Origin of the sequence: Arthrobacter sp. MYb23 (assembly GCF_002979775.1) — a bacterium.
In the GTDB taxonomy this organism is placed as follows: domain Bacteria; phylum Actinomycetota; class Actinomycetes; order Actinomycetales; family Micrococcaceae; genus Arthrobacter.
Genome location: NZ_PCPR01000002.1, coordinates 174591 through 192875 on the forward strand (window position 1 = coordinate 174591; position 18285 = coordinate 192875).

General features: G+C 60.9%; 19 protein-coding genes. All 19 read right to left on the reverse strand.

The window, feature by feature from the left end:
* On the reverse strand, positions 1-432 hold the full coding sequence (locus CQ020_RS03215; RefSeq protein WP_024817278.1) for a DUF2550 domain-containing protein: 432 nt from the start codon (positions 430-432) through the stop codon (positions 1-3).
* 10 nt (positions 433-442) lie between these two features.
* Positions 443-727, reverse strand: coding sequence for a F0F1 ATP synthase subunit epsilon (locus CQ020_RS03220; protein WP_024817279.1), 285 nt, complete (start codon positions 725-727; stop codon positions 443-445).
* Between the two features lies 1 nt (position 728).
* Entirely contained in the window at positions 729-2180 is a 1452-nt protein-coding gene (atpD, locus tag CQ020_RS03225) for a F0F1 ATP synthase subunit beta (protein ID WP_024817280.1), read from the reverse strand.
* Between the two features lie 84 nt (positions 2181-2264).
* Complete coding sequence (locus CQ020_RS03230; RefSeq protein ID WP_024817281.1) at positions 2265-3155, reverse strand: F0F1 ATP synthase subunit gamma; 891 nt, start codon at positions 3153-3155, stop codon at positions 2265-2267.
* Positions 3156-3231: 76 nt separating this feature from the next.
* Positions 3232-4869, reverse strand: coding sequence for a F0F1 ATP synthase subunit alpha (gene atpA / locus CQ020_RS03235; RefSeq protein ID WP_011775259.1), 1638 nt, complete (start codon positions 4867-4869; stop codon positions 3232-3234).
* An 85-nt stretch (positions 4870-4954) separates the two neighbouring features.
* A complete protein-coding gene (locus tag CQ020_RS03240; protein ID WP_024817282.1) occupies positions 4955-5782 on the reverse strand; it encodes a F0F1 ATP synthase subunit delta in 828 nt (275 codons plus the stop codon).
* Complete coding sequence (locus tag CQ020_RS03245) at positions 5782-6339, reverse strand: F0F1 ATP synthase subunit B (protein ID WP_024817283.1); 558 nt, start codon at positions 6337-6339, stop codon at positions 5782-5784. The genes CQ020_RS03240 and CQ020_RS03245 overlap by 1 nt, the downstream gene beginning before the upstream one ends.
* Before the next feature lie 51 nt (positions 6340-6390).
* A complete protein-coding gene (gene atpE, locus CQ020_RS03250; protein WP_011775261.1) occupies positions 6391-6609 on the reverse strand; it encodes an ATP synthase F0 subunit C in 219 nt (72 codons plus the stop codon).
* An 80-nt stretch (positions 6610-6689) separates the two neighbouring features.
* A complete protein-coding gene (gene atpB / locus CQ020_RS03255) occupies positions 6690-7490 on the reverse strand; it encodes a F0F1 ATP synthase subunit A (protein ID WP_105690529.1) in 801 nt (266 codons plus the stop codon).
* A gap of 81 nt (positions 7491-7571) precedes the next feature.
* On the reverse strand, positions 7572-7907 hold the full coding sequence (locus CQ020_RS03260) for a hypothetical protein (RefSeq protein ID WP_024817285.1): 336 nt from the start codon (positions 7905-7907) through the stop codon (positions 7572-7574).
* Complete coding sequence (locus CQ020_RS03265; RefSeq protein WP_105690530.1) at positions 7894-8385, reverse strand: hypothetical protein; 492 nt, start codon at positions 8383-8385, stop codon at positions 7894-7896. The genes CQ020_RS03260 and CQ020_RS03265 overlap by 14 nt, the downstream gene beginning before the upstream one ends.
* Before the next feature lie 119 nt (positions 8386-8504).
* Positions 8505-9617, reverse strand: coding sequence for an MraY family glycosyltransferase (locus CQ020_RS03270; RefSeq protein WP_105690531.1), 1113 nt, complete (start codon positions 9615-9617; stop codon positions 8505-8507).
* A 280-nt stretch (positions 9618-9897) separates the two neighbouring features.
* Entirely contained in the window at positions 9898-10854 is a 957-nt protein-coding gene (locus CQ020_RS03275; RefSeq protein WP_105690532.1) for a glycosyltransferase, read from the reverse strand.
* Entirely contained in the window at positions 10855-11640 is a 786-nt protein-coding gene (locus CQ020_RS03280) for a WecB/TagA/CpsF family glycosyltransferase (RefSeq protein WP_105690533.1), read from the reverse strand.
* The gene (locus CQ020_RS03285; RefSeq protein ID WP_105690534.1) at positions 11637-12584 is read right to left on the reverse strand and encodes an L-threonylcarbamoyladenylate synthase; all 948 of its coding nucleotides are present in this window, start codon (positions 12582-12584) and stop codon (positions 11637-11639) included. The genes CQ020_RS03280 and CQ020_RS03285 overlap by 4 nt, the downstream gene beginning before the upstream one ends.
* A 12-nt stretch (positions 12585-12596) precedes the next feature.
* Positions 12597-13469 carry a peptide chain release factor N(5)-glutamine methyltransferase gene (gene prmC / locus CQ020_RS03290; protein WP_105690535.1) on the reverse strand — a complete coding sequence of 291 codons (873 nt, stop codon included), beginning with the start codon at positions 13467-13469 and terminating at the stop codon, positions 12597-12599.
* A gap of 45 nt (positions 13470-13514) precedes the next feature.
* Positions 13515-14588, reverse strand: a complete 1074-nt coding sequence (gene prfA / locus CQ020_RS03295) for a peptide chain release factor 1 (protein ID WP_024817292.1) — start codon at positions 14586-14588, stop codon at positions 13515-13517.
* 253 nt (positions 14589-14841) lie between these two features.
* Positions 14842-17004 carry a transcription termination factor Rho gene (rho, locus tag CQ020_RS03300; protein WP_105690536.1) on the reverse strand — a complete coding sequence of 721 codons (2163 nt, stop codon included), beginning with the start codon at positions 17002-17004 and terminating at the stop codon, positions 14842-14844.
* A 305-nt stretch (positions 17005-17309) separates the two neighbouring features.
* A complete protein-coding gene (gene thrB, locus CQ020_RS03305) occupies positions 17310-18284 on the reverse strand; it encodes a homoserine kinase (protein WP_105690537.1) in 975 nt (324 codons plus the stop codon).
* Position 18285: the final 1 nt, after the last annotated feature.

The window sequence follows — 18285 nt, forward strand, 5'->3', positions numbered from 1 at the left end:
CTAACGCCAGGTTCCGACGCCGATGACCGGCCCTGCTTCGAGCCAGGACGACAAACCAGCGTAGGCATCGAAGTTCATGGCGAGCATGAACTTCTTGCCTTCATACTGCAGTTCAACCACTACGACGCCTGGCTGAATCCGGACGAGCTCATCCTCCGTGGGCTGGCGGCGCCCCAGCAATTCAAGGGAACTGCGCGTGAACTTGTGCTTGGGGATGACGCTCAGGGACATCAGGCGGAACCACTCGAGCTCGTTGTCCTGATAACGACAAACCCCCATCTGCCAGCTGTTTCCAGCCATGCAAATGGAGGCGTCGACCGTGCCCAGGGCGCGCCGCAGATTGAAGCGGCGCACCCCGAAAAGGCACAGTGAAATGATCAGCAACGTAAACGCTGTTGCCAGGGCGATGAACGGAATAAGGGAATCGTCCATCAAGGTCGTGCTATCGGATCCCCGCTGTAGCCGCTTCGCCCAATTTGGCGTTGTCAGCAACAATCACCACGCGGTCGTTGTCGACGGAGAAGAATCCGCCGTCAACAACTACTGCAATGCGATCACCGGAAACCGGCTGGATTGCCAGCTCGCCAGCGGCCATGATGGCCAGAAGGGGCGCGTGGCCCGGCAGGATTCCGATTTCACCATCGCTGGTGCGGGCCTTCACCATCTTGGCCGCACCGGACCACACGAAGTGGTCCGCTGCGACAATCTCAACCTCGAGCTCAGCCATACTACTTCGTCTGTTCCTGGATCTTGGCCCACTGACGCTCGACGTCATCCAGGCCGCCGACGTTGAAGAACGCCTGCTCTGCGATGTGGTCCAGCTCGCCGTCACAGATTGCCGTGAAGCCCTCAACGGTGTCCTTGATGGACACGGTGGAGCCCTCGACGCCGGTGAACTGCTTGGCGGTGTAGGTGTTCTGGGAGAGGAACTGCTGGATACGACGTGCACGCGACACGACGATCTTGTCCTCTTCAGACAGTTCGTCAACACCGAGGATGGCGATGATGTCCTGGAGTTCCTTGTTCTTCTGCAGGATCTGCTTGACACGGACAGCCGTGTTGTAGTGATCCTTGCCGATGTACTGGGGATCCAGAATACGGGACGTGGACGTCAGCGGGTCAACGGCCGGGTACAAACCACGGGAGGCGATTTCACGGGAAAGTTCCGTGGTCGCGTCGAGGTGTGCGAAGGTCGTTGCCGGAGCCGGGTCAGTGTAGTCATCAGCCGGTACGTAGATGGCCTGCATCGACGTAATGGAGTGACCCTTTGTGGAAGTGATGCGCTCCTGGAGGAGACCCATCTCGTCCGCAAGGTTAGGCTGGTAGCCCACAGCAGACGGCATGCGGCCGAGCAGTGTGGAAACTTCCGAACCTGCCTGCGTGAAGCGGAAGATGTTGTCGATGAAGAGCAACACGTCCTGGTTCTGGACATCGCGGAAGTACTCCGCCATGGTCAGGGCGGACAGGGCCACGCGAAGACGCGTTCCCGGCGGCTCATCCATCTGGCCGAACACAAGGGCGGTGTCCTTAAGAACGCCTGCCTCTTCCATTTCAACCCAGAGGTCGTTACCTTCACGGGTACGCTCGCCAACACCGGCGAATACGGAAGTACCACCGAAGTTGCGGGCAACACGGGTGATCATTTCCTGGATCAGAACGGTCTTGCCAACGCCGGCGCCGCCGAACAGGCCGATCTTTCCACCCTTGATGTACGGGGTGAGAAGGTCGATGACCTTGATGCCGGTCTCGAGCATCTCCGTGGAGCCCTCGAGGGAAGCGAAGGACGGAGCCTTGCGGTGGATCGGCCAGTAGGCGTCTGCCTTGATCTCAGACTCGTCGACGTCCAGCGGCTTGCCGAGGACGTTGAAGATGTGGCCCTTGACGCCGTCGCCGACGGGCACGGAGATAGGAGCACCGGAGTCCCGCACGGTGGTGCCGCGGACGAGGCCGTCGGTTGCCTGCAGGGAGATGGCGCGAACGAGGTTGTCACCCAGGTGCTGGGAGGTCTCGAACGTGATGGTCTTCGTCTGGCCGTTGAGAGTAATCTCAGTGGTCAGAGCGTTGTAAATCGAGGGGATTGCGTCAGCCGGGAATTCGACGTCGACAACCGGACCAATAACACGGGCAATGCGGCCGGTGGCACCGGCCGTAGCTACGTGTTCGGTAGCAGTGGCAGTCATCTCTCTCACTTCACTCAGTAGATGGCGTGGGGTTAAGTTTATCTGTTTGGTGCAGGTGCGGCTTCGAGCCGAATCCGTTGCAGGCTAGGACGCGAGGGCGTCTGCGCCGGCCACGATTTCGGAAAGCTCCTGCGTAATTTCGGCCTGGCGGGCCGTGTTGCGAAGGCGCGTGTACTTCTTGATCAAATCGGTAGCGTTGTCACCGGCCGACTTCATAGCGCGCTGGCGGGCTGCGAGCTCGGAAGCTGCGGCCTGCAGCATGGCTGCGAAGATGCGGGACTCGATGTAACGCGGAAGCAGTGCGTCGAGCACCTGCTCTGTTTCCGGTTCAAACTCGTACAACGGCAACAGCTCGGATTCCGAGGCTGCTTCCTCTTCGACGACCTCCAGCGGGAGCAAACGGATAACCGTGGGCTCCTGCGTCACCATGGACTTGAAGCGGGTGTAAACAACGTGGATTTCGTCCACGCCGCCCTCTTCGAAGTCAGTGGAGAAGTCTTCAAGAAGTGCAGCTCCGACTTCCTGCGCGGTTTCGAATTCCGGTGCGTCCGTGCCACCGGTCCATACGCGGGCGTAAGACCGGTTGCGGAAATCGAAGTACGCCTGCGCCTTGCGGCCAACCAGGTACGCCTTGACTTCCTTGCCTTCTGCGTGAAGAAGCTCGGTGAGACCTTCAGCCTGCTTGAGCACGCTCGCGGAGTAGGATCCTGCAAGGCCGCGGTCCGATGTAATAACAAGGACTGCGGCGCGGCGGATCTGCTCCGGCTCGGTGGTCAGCGGGTGGTCGATTTCGCTCTGAGTTGCGACAGCAGAAACGGCGCGGGTAATCGCGTTCGCGTAAGGCAGTGAAGCTGCTACGCGGGCGCGGGCCTTACCGATGCGCGAGGTAGCGATCAGTTCCATCGCCTTGAAGATCTTGCGCATCGACGTCGTCGAGCTGATCTTCTGACGGTAGACCCGAATCTGGGCTCCCATACTTATCCTTTCCTAAGTTTCCGATGTGCTGCCCTGCCGGGGCCCTTGCGGACCCCGGCAGAGCAGGTGATCGGAACTAGCGCTTCTGCTTGACGATCTTTTCCTGGTCGACGTCGCCGCCGGAGATCGCTGCGTGCTCCTCGTGGCCAGCGCCAACCAAGTGGTTGTCGCCTTCGCCGAAGAAGCCCTTCTTGAAGGAAACAATGGCTTCCTTCAAAGCTGCAGCGGTGTCGTCATCCAGGACGTTGGTCTGAGCCAGCGTGGTCAGGATGGAGGACTTGTGCGTGAGGTGCTCGAGGAACTCGGACTCGAAGCGGCTGATGTCCTCAACCGGAACGTCGTCCAGGTAACCGTTGGTGCCGGCCCAAATGGAAACAACCTGGTTCTCAACGGGGAACGGTGAGTACTGGCCCTGCTTCAGCAGTTCCATCAGGCGTGCACCACGGGTCAGCTGCTGACGTGATGCAGCATCGAGGTCAGAGGCGAACATGGCGAATGCCTGCATGTCGCGGTACTGAGCCAAGTCCAGCTTCAAGGTACCGGAGACCTTCTTCATGGACTTGACCTGTGCAGCGCCACCAACGCGGGAGACGGACACACCAACGTCAACAGCGGGACGCTGGTTGGCGTTGAAGAGATCCGACTGGAGGAAGATCTGACCATCGGTAATGGAGATCACGTTGGTGGGGATGTATGCGGAGACGTCGTTTGCCTTGGTTTCGACGATCGGAAGACCGGTCATCGAACCAGCACCGAGCTCGTCGGAGAGCTTGGCACAACGCTCCAGCAGGCGGGAGTGCAAGTAGAAAACGTCACCCGGGTATGCTTCGCGTCCCGGCGGACGACGCAGCAGCAGGGAAACGGCGCGGTAGGCTTCGGCCTGCTTGGACAGGTCATCGAAGATCACCAGAACGTGCTTGCCGCCGTACATCCAGTGCTGGCCGATGGCCGAGCCTGCATACGGTGCCAAGTACTTGAAGCCAGCGGGGTCAGATGCCGGGGACGCCACGATGGTGGTGTACTCCAGTGCGCCGTGGTCCTCGAGGGTCTGGCGGACGGCTGCAATGGTGGAAGCCTTCTGGCCAACACCAACGTAGACGCAGCGAACCTGCTTGGTGACATCTCCCGAAGCCCAGTTGGCCTTCTGGTTGATGATGGTGTCCACAGCGATGGCGGTCTTGCCGGTCTGGCGGTCACCGATGATCAGCTGACGCTGGCCACGGCCGATCGGGATCATGGCGTCGATAGCCTTGAGGCCGGTCTGCATCGGTTCGTGAACCGACTTGCGTTCGGTAACGCCCGGAGCCTGAAGTTCCAGTGCACGGGTGGCTTCGGCCTTGATCTCGCCGAGGTCATCGATGGGCTGGCCCAGGGGGTCGACGACGCGACCCAGGAAGGCGTCGCCAACCGGAACGGACAGGATCTCACCGGTACGGTGAACTTCCTGGCCTTCTTCAATACCGGTGAAGTCACCGAGGATAATGACACCGATCTCGCGGACGTCAAGGTTCTGGGCCAGGCCCAGCGTGCCATCTTCGAAGCGAAGCAGCTCGTTCGCCATGACCGAGGGAAGACCCTCAACACGGGCGATGCCGTCACTTGCGGTGGTCACACGACCAACCTCTACGCGCTCTGCGTTACCGGGTTCGTAGGACGCCGCGAACTCGTTCAACGCATTACGGACGTCGTCGGCGTTGATGGTCAATTCGGCCATCTGCAGTCCCTGCTCTCCTGTTTTCGTGATCATCGTTGCTCACGATGACCGGGTTTTATATCAGTTAAGTTGTGCTTAGTCTTCGCTAGCCAGCGAGCTGGCGGCGGAGTTCGGTCAGGCGGGCGATAACCGAAGCGTCAAGCACTTCGTCACCTACCTGGACCCTGATTCCACCGATCAGTGCAGGGTCAACATTGACGTTGACCTTCAGTTCGCGGCCGTACAGGGCATCCAGCCCGGCCTGCAGACGACTGGCCTGCGTTTCCGTCAACGGACGGGTAACGCTGACAGTTGCAATCCAGCGCTGCTGACGCTTGGCTGCAAGCTTGGCGAATGAATCGACGAGCTTGCTCGGCTTGACACCGCGCGGCTGCGTAACTGCCTGGCTGATGAGAACTTTTGCTTCCTCGCTGCTGCCAGGAACAAGTTTCTCAGCCAGTGCAATCTTCGCCGCGGGAGATGCCTGCGGCTCAGACAGAGCACGTTGTACTTCGTGGCTGGAGGCGACGGTCTGGTTGAAGGCAAACAGATCGTTTTCCAGCTCTTCCAGCCCCGTGATACCGGAGGCAGAAACGGCCGACTTGTTTTCAGCTACGGCAATGACAACCGTGGCGGCAAGCGTCTCGAGTGCATCGCCGATATCGCGTGCCGATGCCCAGCGCGAGCTGGCCAATCCGCCTGCAATTTCAGCAGCATCAGCGGAGACTTTTCCGCCAACCAGCTGCTTGACCAGCGCCGACTTCTCGTCACCGGAACGGGACGGGTCAGTCAGGGCGCGGCGCAAGCCAGCCGAGCTGTCCACCGTTCCCAGGATTCCGAAGAGGTCCTTAGCCAACTGCAGCGAGGCGAAGGGAAGCTTGGCTTCCAACTGCGCCAGCGCTGTGGTCAGCGATTCGCTCGATATTCCTGCCATTACTTAGCTGCACCTGCGCTCTGGGTCTCCAGATCTGCCAGGAAACGGTCCACTACGCGTGCGGCGCGCTGGTCGTCGGTGAGTGCTTCCCCAACGATGCGGCCTGCCAGCGTGGTAGCCAAGGTGCCAACCTCGGAACGAAGCGAGACAACAGCTGCCTGGCGCTCCGATTCGATGGCAGCGTGTGCCTGCTCGGTGATGCGTGCAGACTCTGCTGCAGCCTTTGCCTTCAGGTCCGCGAGGATCTGAGCGCCTTCGGCGCGTGCTTCTTCGCGGATGCGGTTGGCTTCGGCACGGGCATCGGTGAGCTGCTGCTTGTACTCTTCAAGAGCTGCAGAAGCTTCTGCCTGGGCCGCTTCGGCCTTTGCAATGCCACCTTCAATTGCTTCGGCGCGCTCTGCGAACGTCTTCTCGAACATCGGGACAACAAACTTGACCACGATGTACATGAGGACCGCAAAGCCGACGAGGACTACGCCCATTTCCCAGACGTTGGGAACGAGCGGGTTGCTCTTCGCTTCGCCTTCAGTGGCGGCTGAGATGATCAGCTGATTCATATTTCACCCGTCCTATCTACTCGTGCGTCGAATTCGCTTGGGTTCTTATTATTAGGAAAGAACGAAAGCGAAGACGAGGCCGAGGATGGCAAGAGCTTCAGTCAGTGCCAGGCCAAGGAACGCGATCGGCTGCAGCACTCGCTGAGCTTCCGGCTGACGTGCAACACCGTTGATGTACGCGGCGAACACGAGACCCACACCGATACCACCGCCGATGGCCGAGAGACCGTAGCCGATGAGGTTGAGGGAGCCGTTGATGGTGCCTTCCATTTTTTCTTCCTTTCAAGATGCCGCCCGTGCGGCAGGTTGTTTGGGTTGCTTCATCCCCGCGAGGGGAAGTTTTTGGGAGCCTAGTGGCTGTCGGCGTGCAGGGCGCCTTCGATGTAGATCGCGGTCAACAGAGTGAACACGTAAGCCTGCAGGGCCATGATCAGTGCTTCAAGCATGTACATGGCCACGGCGCCTACCAGGACCAGTACCGACGCACCCTTGAGCAGGACGTTCTCCTGCATGACAAGGAACTCGATGCCGGAACCGGCGAGCATGACGATCAAGTGACCGGCCAGCATGGTCGCAAACAGACGGAGGCTGTGCGTGACCGGGCGGACCAGGAAGTTGGAGATGATTTCGATCGGTACCACGATGGGCAGGATGTACCACGGGACGCCGGAAGGAACGGTGGCGAGCTTGAAGTACCTCAGGCCGTTCTTCTTGATGCCGATGACGATCCAGGTGAAGTACACGATGCCGGCCATGACGTAGGCTCCGCCTACGTGCGAGAAGCTCGGAAGCTGGATCACCGGGATGGCGCCGTAGATGTTGTTCACCAGAATGAAGAAGAACAAGCTGAACAGCAGCGGCACGTACTTGATAAAGTCCTTGCCGCCGATGATGTCCTTGGCGATGCTGTTACGGACGAAGCCGTAGGCCATCTCGCCTGCGAACTGCAGCTTGCCGGGAACCAGCTGCTGCTTACGTGCAGCGAGGATGAAGAATGTAGCGATAATGACGACCGAAAGGATCACCAGCAACATCTGCTTGGAGAAGCCATCGTGCGCACCCCAAGGCAGGATTGCCGGCAGGTGCATTTCGTCGATTCCGGGTGGGGTGAATGACCCCGAATCCTGGGCGGGGAGCGCAAGCGCGATCAACGCGTTTCCTCTCTGCTGTGTCCATCATTGGGCATTGGTTGGAATCCGGATGCGTTGGACGCATCTGCATTCCTTGTGAAATTATTTGGCATTACTGTCCCCGTCCGTGGACGGACCGCTGTCTGCTTTGCTCTCGCCAGAAGAAGAGCTTTGCCTGGTGAGGCCGTGCATATGGGAAAGATAGAACCCTCCTGCGGCTCCCAGCAGAGCGCCAAGGAGCACAATCCAGCGGGTCCCCCACAGATTATCCAGACCCCAGCCTATCAAACTCCAGACAATGATCCCGCCAATGATGTAGCTGAAGACGGCAATGCCGGCGTTGTATCCGCCGTCGTTTCCGGCTTCTGCAGATTCACCGCGGTTGACAGCTTGCTGAGCATCGACGGCCGGGCGTGAGTAACGCTTACGCGGAGACATCCGGGCCACCCTTCTGCTCATCAGGATCGTTGTAGATCTGCAGGCGGGCCTTGCTGAAGGCGTAGATTTCGGCGGCTTGCCAGAAGACAACCGTGACCACGGCGCCAATGAGGAACCACCGGCCGTGGAGCCATTCCGGAGCGCCGAGCACAAACAGCACAACGGCAAACCCGACCACCTTGATGAAATATGTTGCAACAAAGATGCCGACTGCGCCGGAGGGGTTGTTACGGCCAACGAAGTGACCGATCAGAAGGCTGATACCAAAGAAGAGCATGACCAGCACGGCACCGAACGCTGCTGAAAGCGCGCCCAGCCCGCCGTTCATGAAGGCCGCAATCACGCAAGTGATGGCAGTGGCTGCCACTGCTGCTGCGGCGCTGATAAGAAGCAGCCGGAGCCACAACGAGGTCGGTTTACCAACGGATCCAACACCACGTTTACCGGACGGGCGTCCGGTTTCGGCGTTGGATGTCATGGGGATACCAATCCTCGTGGCACAGGTGCCATATTCTCAAAGTGGGGTTACGGGCGAGTGACTGTCCGCAGAAAGAATTCTACATGAGATAGAACTGTGACCATAACCGGCCGTCACAACTACTCCCCCGGCCGCGTCGAGTTCCGGGTGAAGTAAGGCCACGCCGTTACGGCAGCCATGACAAGCGCTGCCGCTATGAGGACAATGAGCACCACTTGCCAGGGGAACACCGCAAAGGCAACGCCGCCAAAGGCGAGAATGCACGTCCAAACGTAAAGCATGACGACGGCGCTGCGGTGCGAGTATCCAAGGTCCACCAACTTGTGGTGGAGGTGCCCGCGGTCAGCGGACCAGGGCGACTGACCCCTGGCTGTTCTTCGCACAACGGCCATCCCCAAATCAAGCAGGGGAAGAGACAACACGGCGAAGGGCAGCAGGATGGGGACGATGGTGGGAATACCGTTGGCGCGGTCGTAGAGGCCGGAGCCGATCTGCCCCGTTGCCACCACACCGGCGGAAGCCATGAGCAAACCAATAAGCATGGCCCCCGAGTCGCCCATGAAGATCTTGGCCGGGAACCAATTGTGCGGCAGGAACCCGATGCAACTGCCCACGAGGATCGCCATCAAGAGAGTTGCGAGGTCTGAGTTGTCGGTGGACGGGTTGTTCCGGTGAACCCAGTACGCCGTGAGGAAGAAGGCTCCACCACCAATGATGGCGACTCCCGCCGCCAACCCGTCCAGTCCATCAATGAAGTTGACCGCATTCATGGTGGTGACAATGAGCCCGGCGGTCAGAACAATCTGGACGACTTCGGACTCAAGAAAAATCGGTTCCGGGATGAAGGGCACAACAGACATCCGCACACCCCAGATGGCCACTATGAAGGCAGCAGCGGCCTGGCCCAGCAGCTTGATCCACCAGCGGATATCGAGGATGTCGTCTGCGACCCCCACAGCGACGATCACCACGGCACCGGCCAGAATCCCCCAAGGGGCGTCGTTGTGCCTGAAGATGTCCTTGACGAAGAAGGAATTGCTCGCCACCACCAACGCGGCAAAGAAGCCCACAAAGATGCCCAGTCCGCCAAGCTTGGAGATCAGGGCCGAGTGCATGTCACGGCTGCGGATGGGCTGGTATAAGCGCAGCTTGTTTCCCACCACGCGGGCGCCCCACGTCCCGGCGTACGCCACAACGGCCGCAGTGAGGGCCATCAGCATGTACATGATCATGACGCGGCCCCGGAGAGCAGCCTGCACACCAAACGGTTGGATTGGACCACCGAATGCAGCCGACGGGATCGAATGCCGTCGACTTGTGGGCAGCTCAAGGTGTGGAAATCTGTCTTTGGATAAATGGAACTACTCCGTCGCCATGCCTGCACCGGCTGTGCCGAATGTTGCGGGATTTCTGTGGACTCTAGTCACGATACTAATGCCAATGGCCGTGACCCCCCTGTGACGCAGCCGCCAAGCCCCAGCGTGTTTGGCTGGGATTCAAGCAGCGTAACTGCTACCTGACAGGCTCTTGGACGTTACGCAGCGCGTAGATCCCGTTCAGTACCTGAGCGTTGGATCGCGGGGCTTTCAGGCTGTGGCGCAGACCCTTGAGCAGCCCCGCCAAGAGTACTTTGCGGTTCGGCGAGGCGGCAATCGTGCGGGTCCAGTTGCGCAGTGATGCGCCTGTAAACAAGATCTTTTCCCACGGCGCCAATGCGTTCGAGCGGGTGTAAACCCAGAGCTTGTTTCGCACTTCGTAGTAGAAGCGCGGGCCCGGATCCGCTCCGGCGTCGCCAAAGACCTTCGTGTGGTGATTGGCCACCGACGCATTGGTAGTCAGGGCGGTCCCCCGACGGGAAATCCTGGCGGTGTACTCCAAATCGTCGTTCCAGATGAAGTAGTCCGCAATGGGGAGGCCGTGTTGTCTGATTTCCTCGGCGCGAATCAGCACCGACACGAACGAAGCACTCCTGATTTGAGTTGCACCCAGCCGGGCAGCAGCGATGCGCTGGTTCTCACTGGCTCCCATCCGCGGCCGCATACGGTTCATCGGGTGGTCGCGGCCATCAGTCCACACCACACGGCTCGCGATGAACGCCGGGGCGTCCCCGGTTTCGGTGAGGTAGGACTCGGAGGCATCCAACGCTTCGCGCAGGGCATTCGGCTGCGGTTCCGTGTCATCGTCCATGATCCACACGTGGTCCGCCCCGTGGTCGAGTACGGCCCGTTCCATGCCGACGACGAAACCGCCGGCACCGCCCACGTTGGTGTTCAATGTGACCACATCAGTGGTCATCGGACTTTGATACTGCTGGAGGAATTCCGCGGTTCCATCGGTGGAGGCGTTATCCACGATGACGACGGCGTCAGGTACCTGGGTACCTGAGGCAATGCCGTCCAGAGTGGTCTGGAGGAGTTCACGCCGGTTATATGTCACTACAACAGCGACCACGACAGGGTGGGAGGTCATTTACTTGCCTTTGGTCTTGGATAGTTGGAATCGGCGCCCGATCAGCAGGCTTGCCAGCTTCCAAGGTTCAACGAAAACTCTGTAGGCCACGCGGCCCGGGTGGAGGACCAACCGCCAGGCCCACTCGAGTCCCAGGCGCCCGAGCCAGCGCGGCGCCAGCTTTTGGATCCCCGCAACCTGCTCAATGGCACCGCCGACGGCGCAATAAACGGCAGGTGGCAGATCTGCGAGCCTGCGGTGAAGCACCGTCTCCTGAAGCGGCATACCCAGTCCCAACAGGACCACTTGCGGACGGAACTCCGTCAGCCAGTTCACCACCGCGTCTTCCAGGGTGCTGTCCCACCCCTCACCGGGCATCCCGTCCACTGTTGCACCGGGAATAATGGAGCGAAGCCTGGCAACGGCCTTCGTATTAGCAGCCCGTCCGGCGCCGACTACAGCGATACGCTCCAGACCGTTGACCTTTCCCAGCTCCGGGATCCAATCCATGGAACCGAGCCGGTAGGCCATGGTTCCCTCACCCAGCGTTTGGAGTTGACGCTTGTGCGCGAGCCCCCAAAGCATGGCAACCGGAGCGCCATCCAGGAGCACGATCGAGCTGTTCCCGTACAAAGAACTGACATCCGGACGGGAGTGAAGAAGCGTGATGCTGTGAAGATTGTGTCCAAGAACGGTGGCGGTTGCTTCGGCTTTGATGAGACCGCCCATGGCATCAATGACCTCATGGACGCGCATCGGAGTGGCGTCAACGTCAAGGACGGGGACGCGTTGGCGCTCCGGAATCATTCGGACTTGGCTTCGCTGGAGGCCTCCGGTTTAACCGTGTCTTGCTTTGAATCCCCGACGACGGCGGCTTCGGTCACTTCGGCCGGCGCGTCGTCCGCTGGTGTGGCCTCATCGCTGGGACCCACGGCGTCAACGGCAGGCACAGATACATCTTCGGCAACAGCATTTTCTGTGGCGTCTTCGAGTGCAGCTTCTTCAGCTTGGGTATCGTCAGCTTGGGTATCGTCAGCTTGGGCGTCTTCGGCTGCCGCGTCGTCCGCAGCCGGGGCCTCTGCAGGAATGGCTTCGCCAACACCGAGGATGGAGGGAACAATTTCACGGAGCCGCTCAAGCTCAATGGCTCCTTGGCGCACCACCCGGAACGGAGTGGACGTGGCGTCAACGATCGTCGAGGGCAAGGCAGCGGTCCCCTTGACCGGACGGAAGCCGCCTTCAAGGTAGACCTCAACGGACTCCGCCAATTGAAGTCGGGCTTCCGACGCCGTCTGAGCCGCCTCCTGGCCCGTCCGGTTGGCGGAAGAAACAGCTAAAGGACCTGTGAGTCCGAGGAGTTCCAAGGCGATCTGGTCATCGGGCATCCTGAGGGCCACAGTGCCCTTGGTTTCGCCGAGGTCCCAGTCCAAGGATGGCTGCGCGTGCAGGATCAGTGTCAGACCACCTGGCCAAAAGGCCTGAGCCAGAGCGCGGGCATCGGCAGGTACGTCGGTGGCAAGTCCGTCCAGGGCATTGACCCGGGGAATCAGGACCGGAGGAGGCATTTGCCGGCTGCGCCCTTTGGAAGCCAACAACATGGTCACGGCCAACGGAGAGAAGGCATCTGCGGCAATGCCGTAGACGGTGTCCGTTGGCAGCACGACGCACTTCTTCTCGCTGATGGCGCGTTGGGCATGCTGAAGCCCTTCAGTCCGCTGGTCATCGGAAGTGCAGTTATAGGTTGTGGTCACAGCGCTATTCTTTCACTCATCAGGAGACAGGGTTGCCAGGATCGCGCTGGTTGCACGTTCCTTGCCGTTCAGGTCGTAGTGCGTGGTGACGTTGTTCCAACGTCCGGTTCGCTGAAGCATCCCGGCGATCCAAGCAGCTTGGACTTCCGCGTGCTCCATCACGAAATAACCACCGGGCTTAAGGAGGCGGGCCGCGGACGCCGCTGCCGCCGTCGGAAGTACCATGCCGTCCGCTCCCCCGCCATACAGTGCCTCCGGTGGATCGTGGAGAGCAACTTCAGGCTCTGTGGGGATCGCTTCGGCCGGAATATACGGCGGATTGGATACCACGACGTCGAATGTTCCGTTGTGCTCAGGAAGGGCATCCCGGAGATCGCCTTCAACGAGAATGACGCCGAGAGGTTCGAGGTTCCTGGCAGCCCAGGCATGCGCAAGCATGCTGTATTCAACCGCGTGAACTTCGGCACCCGGAACCTCGAAGGCGATGGAGCCGGCTATTGCGCCGGATCCCGTGCCAAGATCCACTACCTTGGGGTTGGGCAATCCTGAGACGTGATCGATGACCAACTGCACCACCGACTCCGTTTCGGGACGAGGAATGAAGACGCCGGGTCCTACGCGCAACTCCAGATGCCGGAAATATGCAACACCCGTGATGTGCTGCAAGGGCACGCGCCCGGCCCGTTCCTCCACCAGTTCCCGGTAGCCATCGGGAGCAGGGGCATCGCCGAGCACCATGGCGCGCAGCCGTCCGAGGCCGACGCCAAGCAGGTGATCGGCAAGCAACTCCGCGTCAACCCGCGGGCTGGGCACGCCGGCGTCGGTTAATACGGCTGTAGCCTCGCGAACAGCGTCCGCGAGGCTCTGGCCTTGGTAAAACGTCATATATGCACTCTGCTGTGTTGGTCCGCTGCCGCTGTTAGCAGGCAGCTATTCGCCGATGGCGTCCAGCCGCGCCTGCTCGTCCGCTTCAATGGCAGACTGGATCACCGGCTCCAAATCACCGTTCATCACGGCGTCAAGGTTGTAGGCCTTGTAACCGGTGCGGTGATCGGCGATACGGTTTTCCGGGAAGTTGTACGTGCGGATGCGCTCCGAACGGTCCATGGTGCGGATCTGTGACTTGCGCTGTTCCGAGTTGGCGGCGTCGATCTGTTCCTGCTGATGGGCCAGGAGACGGGCACGGAGAACACGCATACCGGCTTCGCGGTTCTGCAGTTGGGATTTCTCGTTTTGCATAGCCACGACGATGCCCGTGGGCAGGTGGGTGATGCGGACAGCAGAGTCAGTGGTGTTCACGGACTGTCCACCCGGACCGGACGAACGGTAAACGTCGATCTTGAGGTCGTTCTGGTTGATCTCAAGTTCTTCAGGCTCGTCGACTTCGGGGAGCACCAGCACACCGGCTGCTGACGTGTGGATGCGGCCCTGGGATTCAGTCACAGGAACACGCTGCACACGGTGAACGCCACCTTCAAACTTCAAACGCGCGAAAACGCCCTGCGCGGGGTCGTTGGAGTTGCCCTTGATGGCAACGGCAACATCCTTGTAGCCACCCAGATCGGATTCAGTGGCCGAAATCATTTCGGTCTTCCATCCGCGCGACTCCGCATAACGCATGTACATGCGCAGAAGGTCGCCGGCGAACAAGGCAGCTTCGTCGCCACCTTCGCCGCCCTTCACTTCAAGGATGACGTTGCGGGCGTCGTCCGGATCACGCGGGATCAGCAGACGACGCAGCCGCTCCTGCGCCGCGGGAATCTGCTCTTCCAACTGCACAACTTCGGCAGCAAACTCGGGATCCTCGTCCGCCATTTCCTTGGCAGCTTCCATATCGTCATTGAGCCCGCGCCATTTGTTGTACGCCTCCACAATGCCCTGAAGCTGCGCAGACCGACGCCCCAGCTTCCTGGCTGCAGACTGATCAGCATAAACAGCAGGATCACTGAGCTGGGCCTGAATGGCAGCATGCTCATCAAGCAATCCCTGTACGGACTCAAACATTTTCAAACCTCTTTCGACTCGCAGACAAGTCTAGTTGCGACGATTGGTGTCTTGACGACCAACCGCTCAAATAAGCCGGCCAGCGAAGGTGACGCCGGACGTAAAGGTGACGAGTCCGCCGTCGAGTAATTTTGCCGGCCCGGGAGTGGCATCGGGCCTGTCGTAGCGTTGCTGCTGACGTACGCAGTACGTCAGCAGCAACGCGAAGGGGCGGGGCCGGCAAAATTACTTGACGGCCCCACCCCACGTAACGCTATTTGTCGTTGTCCGACTTCGCTCCGAGCGTGGTCTTCTGGACCTGCATGAGGAACTCGACGTTGCTCTGCGTCTCCCGGATCTTGTTGGTCAGCAGTTCGAGGCTCTGCTGCTGCTCCAGTCCGGAAAGGACGCGGCGCAGCTTCCACATGATCTTGACTTCTTCCGGCGAGAGCAGGTTCTCTTCGCGGCGGGTGCCGGACGCGTTGACGTCCACGGCCGGGAAGATGCGCTTGTCTGCCAGCTGGCGGGACAGGCGGAGCTCCATGTTGCCGGTGCCCTTGAACTCTTCGAAGATGACTTCATCCATCTTGGAGCCGGTCTCGACGAGGGCCGTTGCCAGGATGGTCAGCGAGCCGCCGTTTTCGATGTTGCGGGCTGCACCAAAGAATCGCTTGGGCGGGTACAGAGCTGCGGAGTCCACACCACCGGACAGGATGCGGCCTGAGGCCGGTGCTGCCAGGTTGTAGGCACGGCCCAGACGTGTCATGGAGTCCAGCAGGACCACCACGTCCATGCCCATTTCCACAAGACGCTTGGCGCGTTCGATGGAGAGCTCGGCCACGGTGGTGTGGTCGTCGGCGGGACGATCGAAGGTGGAGGCAATGACCTCGCCCTTGACGGTGCGCTGCATGTCCGTGACTTCTTCAGGACGTTCGTCAACCAGCACCATCATGAGGTGGACCTCAGGGTTGTTGGTGGTGATTGCGTTCGCAATGGACTGCAGGATGAGCGTCTTACCGGCCTTCGGCGGGGAGACGATCAGGCCACGCTGGCCCTTGCCGATCGGGGCCACGAGGTCGATGACACGGGGACCGATCTTCTTGGGGTCGGTCTCGAGGCGCAGGCGCTCGGACGGGTACAGCGGAACCAGCTTGGCGAACTCGACGCGGTCCTTGAGCTCTTCAGGCGTCTTGCCGTTGACGGAAGTGACGCGGACAAGCGCGTTGAACTTCTGGCGGGCGGACTGCTGGCTGCGGTCCTCACCATCACGCGGTGCGCGGATGGCACCGACGACGGCGTCGCCCTTGCGAAGGTTGTACTTCTTGACCTGTGCCAAGGAGACGTAGACGTCGTTGGCGCCGGGAAGGTAGCCGGACGTGCGGATGAACGCGTAGTTCTCCAGAACGTCCAGGATGCCTGCTACGGGAAGCAGGACGTCGTCGTCAGTGACCTCGACGTCGTCAACGTCAGGTCCCTGGGCGCGGCCACGGCGGCGCTCGTTGCGGTCGCGGAAGCGATCGCTGCGGGTGTTTCCGTCGCGGCTGTCCTGACCGCCCCGACGATCGTTCCGGTCGTTCCGGTCAGTCTGCTCGTTGCGGTCACGGCGGTTGCGACGGTTGCGGCGGTTGCCGGTGTCGTCGCCGTCGTTGTCGTCACGGCGGCCGCGGGTGTTGTCGCGACGCTCGCGCTGCTGCTCGCCCGAATCGGACTGCTCACGCTGTTCCGTGCGTTCAGCACGCTGCTCGCGCTGTTCGGTGCGGTCAGCACGCTGCTCGCGCTGTTCGGTGCGGTCAGCACGCTGCTCGCGCTGTTCGGTGCGGTCAGCACGCTGTTCACGCTGTTCGGTGCGGTCAGCACGCTGTTCTGCGGCAGGTGCTTCTGCTGATTCGGCGGGCGCTGCGGCAGCTTCGCCACGGCGCCGGTTACGGGTGCGGGGCTGGCGACGCTCCGAAGAGGCCTCGCTGGTCTCGACGACCGGTGCTTCAGCAACCGGTGCGGCTGCAGGCTCGGCAGGTGCAGCAGCGGCCTCAACAGCTGCCACAACTCCGTCGCTGGTGGCACGGCGGCTGCGGCCACGACCGCGGCCCCGCGGTGCTTCCTGGGCAGGGGCCTCGGCGGCTGTGTCAGCCGGTGCGCTGCTTTCCTTGGAGGCCTTCGGCGCTGCCGCCGGAGCTTCCTTGGCCGCAGTTGCCTTGGCCGTGGCCTTGGCAGGCGCCTTGGTGGTGGACGTTCCGGCACGATGTGCAGAAATGGCCGTTACCAAGTCCCCCTTGCGCATCCGGGATCCCCCGGAAATGCCCAGCTGGCTGGCAAGAGCCTGAAGCTGGGCGAGCTTAAGGCCTGCAAGGCCGCTGCTCTTAGTGGTTGCTGCAGTTGACGAATCAGCAGCAGAAGATGTTGTGTCCACAGCTGAAGCCAGCTCAGTGGTTTCTGTCACGAAGGATCCTTCCCCCTCGACGGCGTCCAGAGCGAGAGCTGGACGCGATGATTTGTTCTGGGCTGCAGTTCAGATCTGCAGCCGGTGATTTGGGCCGTGCCTGATGGATTGTGGCCAACAGGGCCGGATACTGATCGTCATCACTGGATCCAGTTGCCCGGACAGCCGGCGTAGCGTTCAGGGAACAGAGAGATTTCTGCGGCACCTGAGACAGGCCGGAAAGAGACGACACCACCAACGTTGGCACAGTTGACGAAAGGTACGGCAAAACACCGAGATCCAAAATCAGGGAACTGCCCGCGGCTTTACCGGCGGTGCACTTCCACTCTAGCACCTTGAACGTCCACAGCCAGCGTCATCACGCGCCAACTGACGTCGGGTGTGTTGACGGCCGTGAACGCCTCTATGAATTCAACAACCGCGGCGGCTTGGTCAGGACCGTTTGCCAGCACCATCACCGTAGGACCTGCGCCGGATACAACGGCCGCGTGGCCCGCACTCCGGAGAGCTCCGAGGAGGTCGGCGCTGGGGCGCATGGCCTGCGCGCGGTAGCTCTGGTGGAGGTAGTCCTCCGTTCCGGGAAGCAGCAAAGCTGGATCCGCAGTGAGCGCATGGATCAACAGTGCTGCTCGTCCGGAATTCATGGCTGCCGCGTGGTGACCCACCGATGCGGGGAGCAGTCCACGCGCAGTTTCCGTAGCAAGTTCATAGTCCGGGACTGCCACAACGGGAATGACCGACGATGTGACGTCAGCGCGCGTGCTGCTGTACTGCTCGCTGTCCTGCCATGACAGCGCCAGTCCGCCGAAAATTGCGGGTGCGACGTTGTCCGGGTGCCCTTCCAACTCGCTGGTCAGCTGCAGGATCCAGTCACGGTCCTTACGGGATTCTGCGGGAACCAGAGCATTGGCGGCAGTAACGGCGGCCACCACAGCCGAGGCTGACGACCCAAGTCCCCGACCATGCGGGTTGACGTTATCAGCAATGATTTTCAGGCCGGACCGCTGGTAGCCAAGGCGATCCAGGGCAAGATCAATGGCGCGCACCACCAAGTGACTGGCATCCCGCGGAAGAGAGTCAGCGCCCTCACCGGAGAGCTCGAACTCGAGCTCTCCGGTGTTGTGCGTTTCCACCGTCAAGGTGTCGTAAATAGACAGGGCCAAGCCGAGGCTGTCGTAACCGGGGCCCAGGTTGGCACTCGTGCCGGGGACCTTGACGGTCAGCCGCTGGCCTGCCGCGACGAAAGCACGATCGGTCGCGGTGGGCTGCGTTGATTCCACT

Coding starts and splice junctions, on each gene's coding strand:
- CQ020_RS03240 (WP_024817282.1), bottom strand. CDS start 5,782: ATGGCAGGAATATCGAGCGAATCGCTGACCACAGCGCTGGCGCAGTTG.
- CQ020_RS03280 (WP_105690533.1), bottom strand. CDS start 11,640: ATGATTCCGGAGCGCCAACGCGTCCCCGTCCTTGACGTTGACGCCACT.
- CQ020_RS03275 (WP_105690532.1), bottom strand. CDS start 10,854: ATGACCTCCCACCCTGTCGTGGTCGCTGTTGTAGTGACATATAACCGG.
- prfA (WP_024817292.1), bottom strand. CDS start 14,588: ATGTTTGAGTCCGTACAGGGATTGCTTGATGAGCATGCTGCCATTCAG.
- CQ020_RS03215 (WP_024817278.1), bottom strand. CDS start 432: ATGGACGATTCCCTTATTCCGTTCATCGCCCTGGCAACAGCGTTTACG.
- CQ020_RS03265 (WP_105690530.1), bottom strand. CDS start 8,385: ATGACATCCAACGCCGAAACCGGACGCCCGTCCGGTAAACGTGGTGTT.
- atpE (WP_011775261.1), bottom strand. CDS start 6,609: ATGGAAGGCACCATCAACGGCTCCCTCAACCTCATCGGCTACGGTCTC.
- prmC (WP_105690535.1), bottom strand. CDS start 13,469: ATGACGTTTTACCAAGGCCAGAGCCTCGCGGACGCTGTTCGCGAGGCT.
- CQ020_RS03260 (WP_024817285.1), bottom strand. CDS start 7,907: ATGTCTCCGCGTAAGCGTTACTCACGCCCGGCCGTCGATGCTCAGCAA.
- CQ020_RS03270 (WP_105690531.1), bottom strand. CDS start 9,617: ATGATCATGTACATGCTGATGGCCCTCACTGCGGCCGTTGTGGCGTAC.
- atpA (WP_011775259.1), bottom strand. CDS start 4,869: ATGGCCGAATTGACCATCAACGCCGACGACGTCCGTAATGCGTTGAAC.
- atpD (WP_024817280.1), bottom strand. CDS start 2,180: ATGACTGCCACTGCTACCGAACACGTAGCTACGGCCGGTGCCACCGGC.
- CQ020_RS03245 (WP_024817283.1), bottom strand. CDS start 6,339: ATGAATCAGCTGATCATCTCAGCCGCCACTGAAGGCGAAGCGAAGAGC.
- CQ020_RS03220 (WP_024817279.1), bottom strand. CDS start 727: ATGGCTGAGCTCGAGGTTGAGATTGTCGCAGCGGACCACTTCGTGTGG.
- CQ020_RS03230 (WP_024817281.1), bottom strand. CDS start 3,155: ATGGGAGCCCAGATTCGGGTCTACCGTCAGAAGATCAGCTCGACGACG.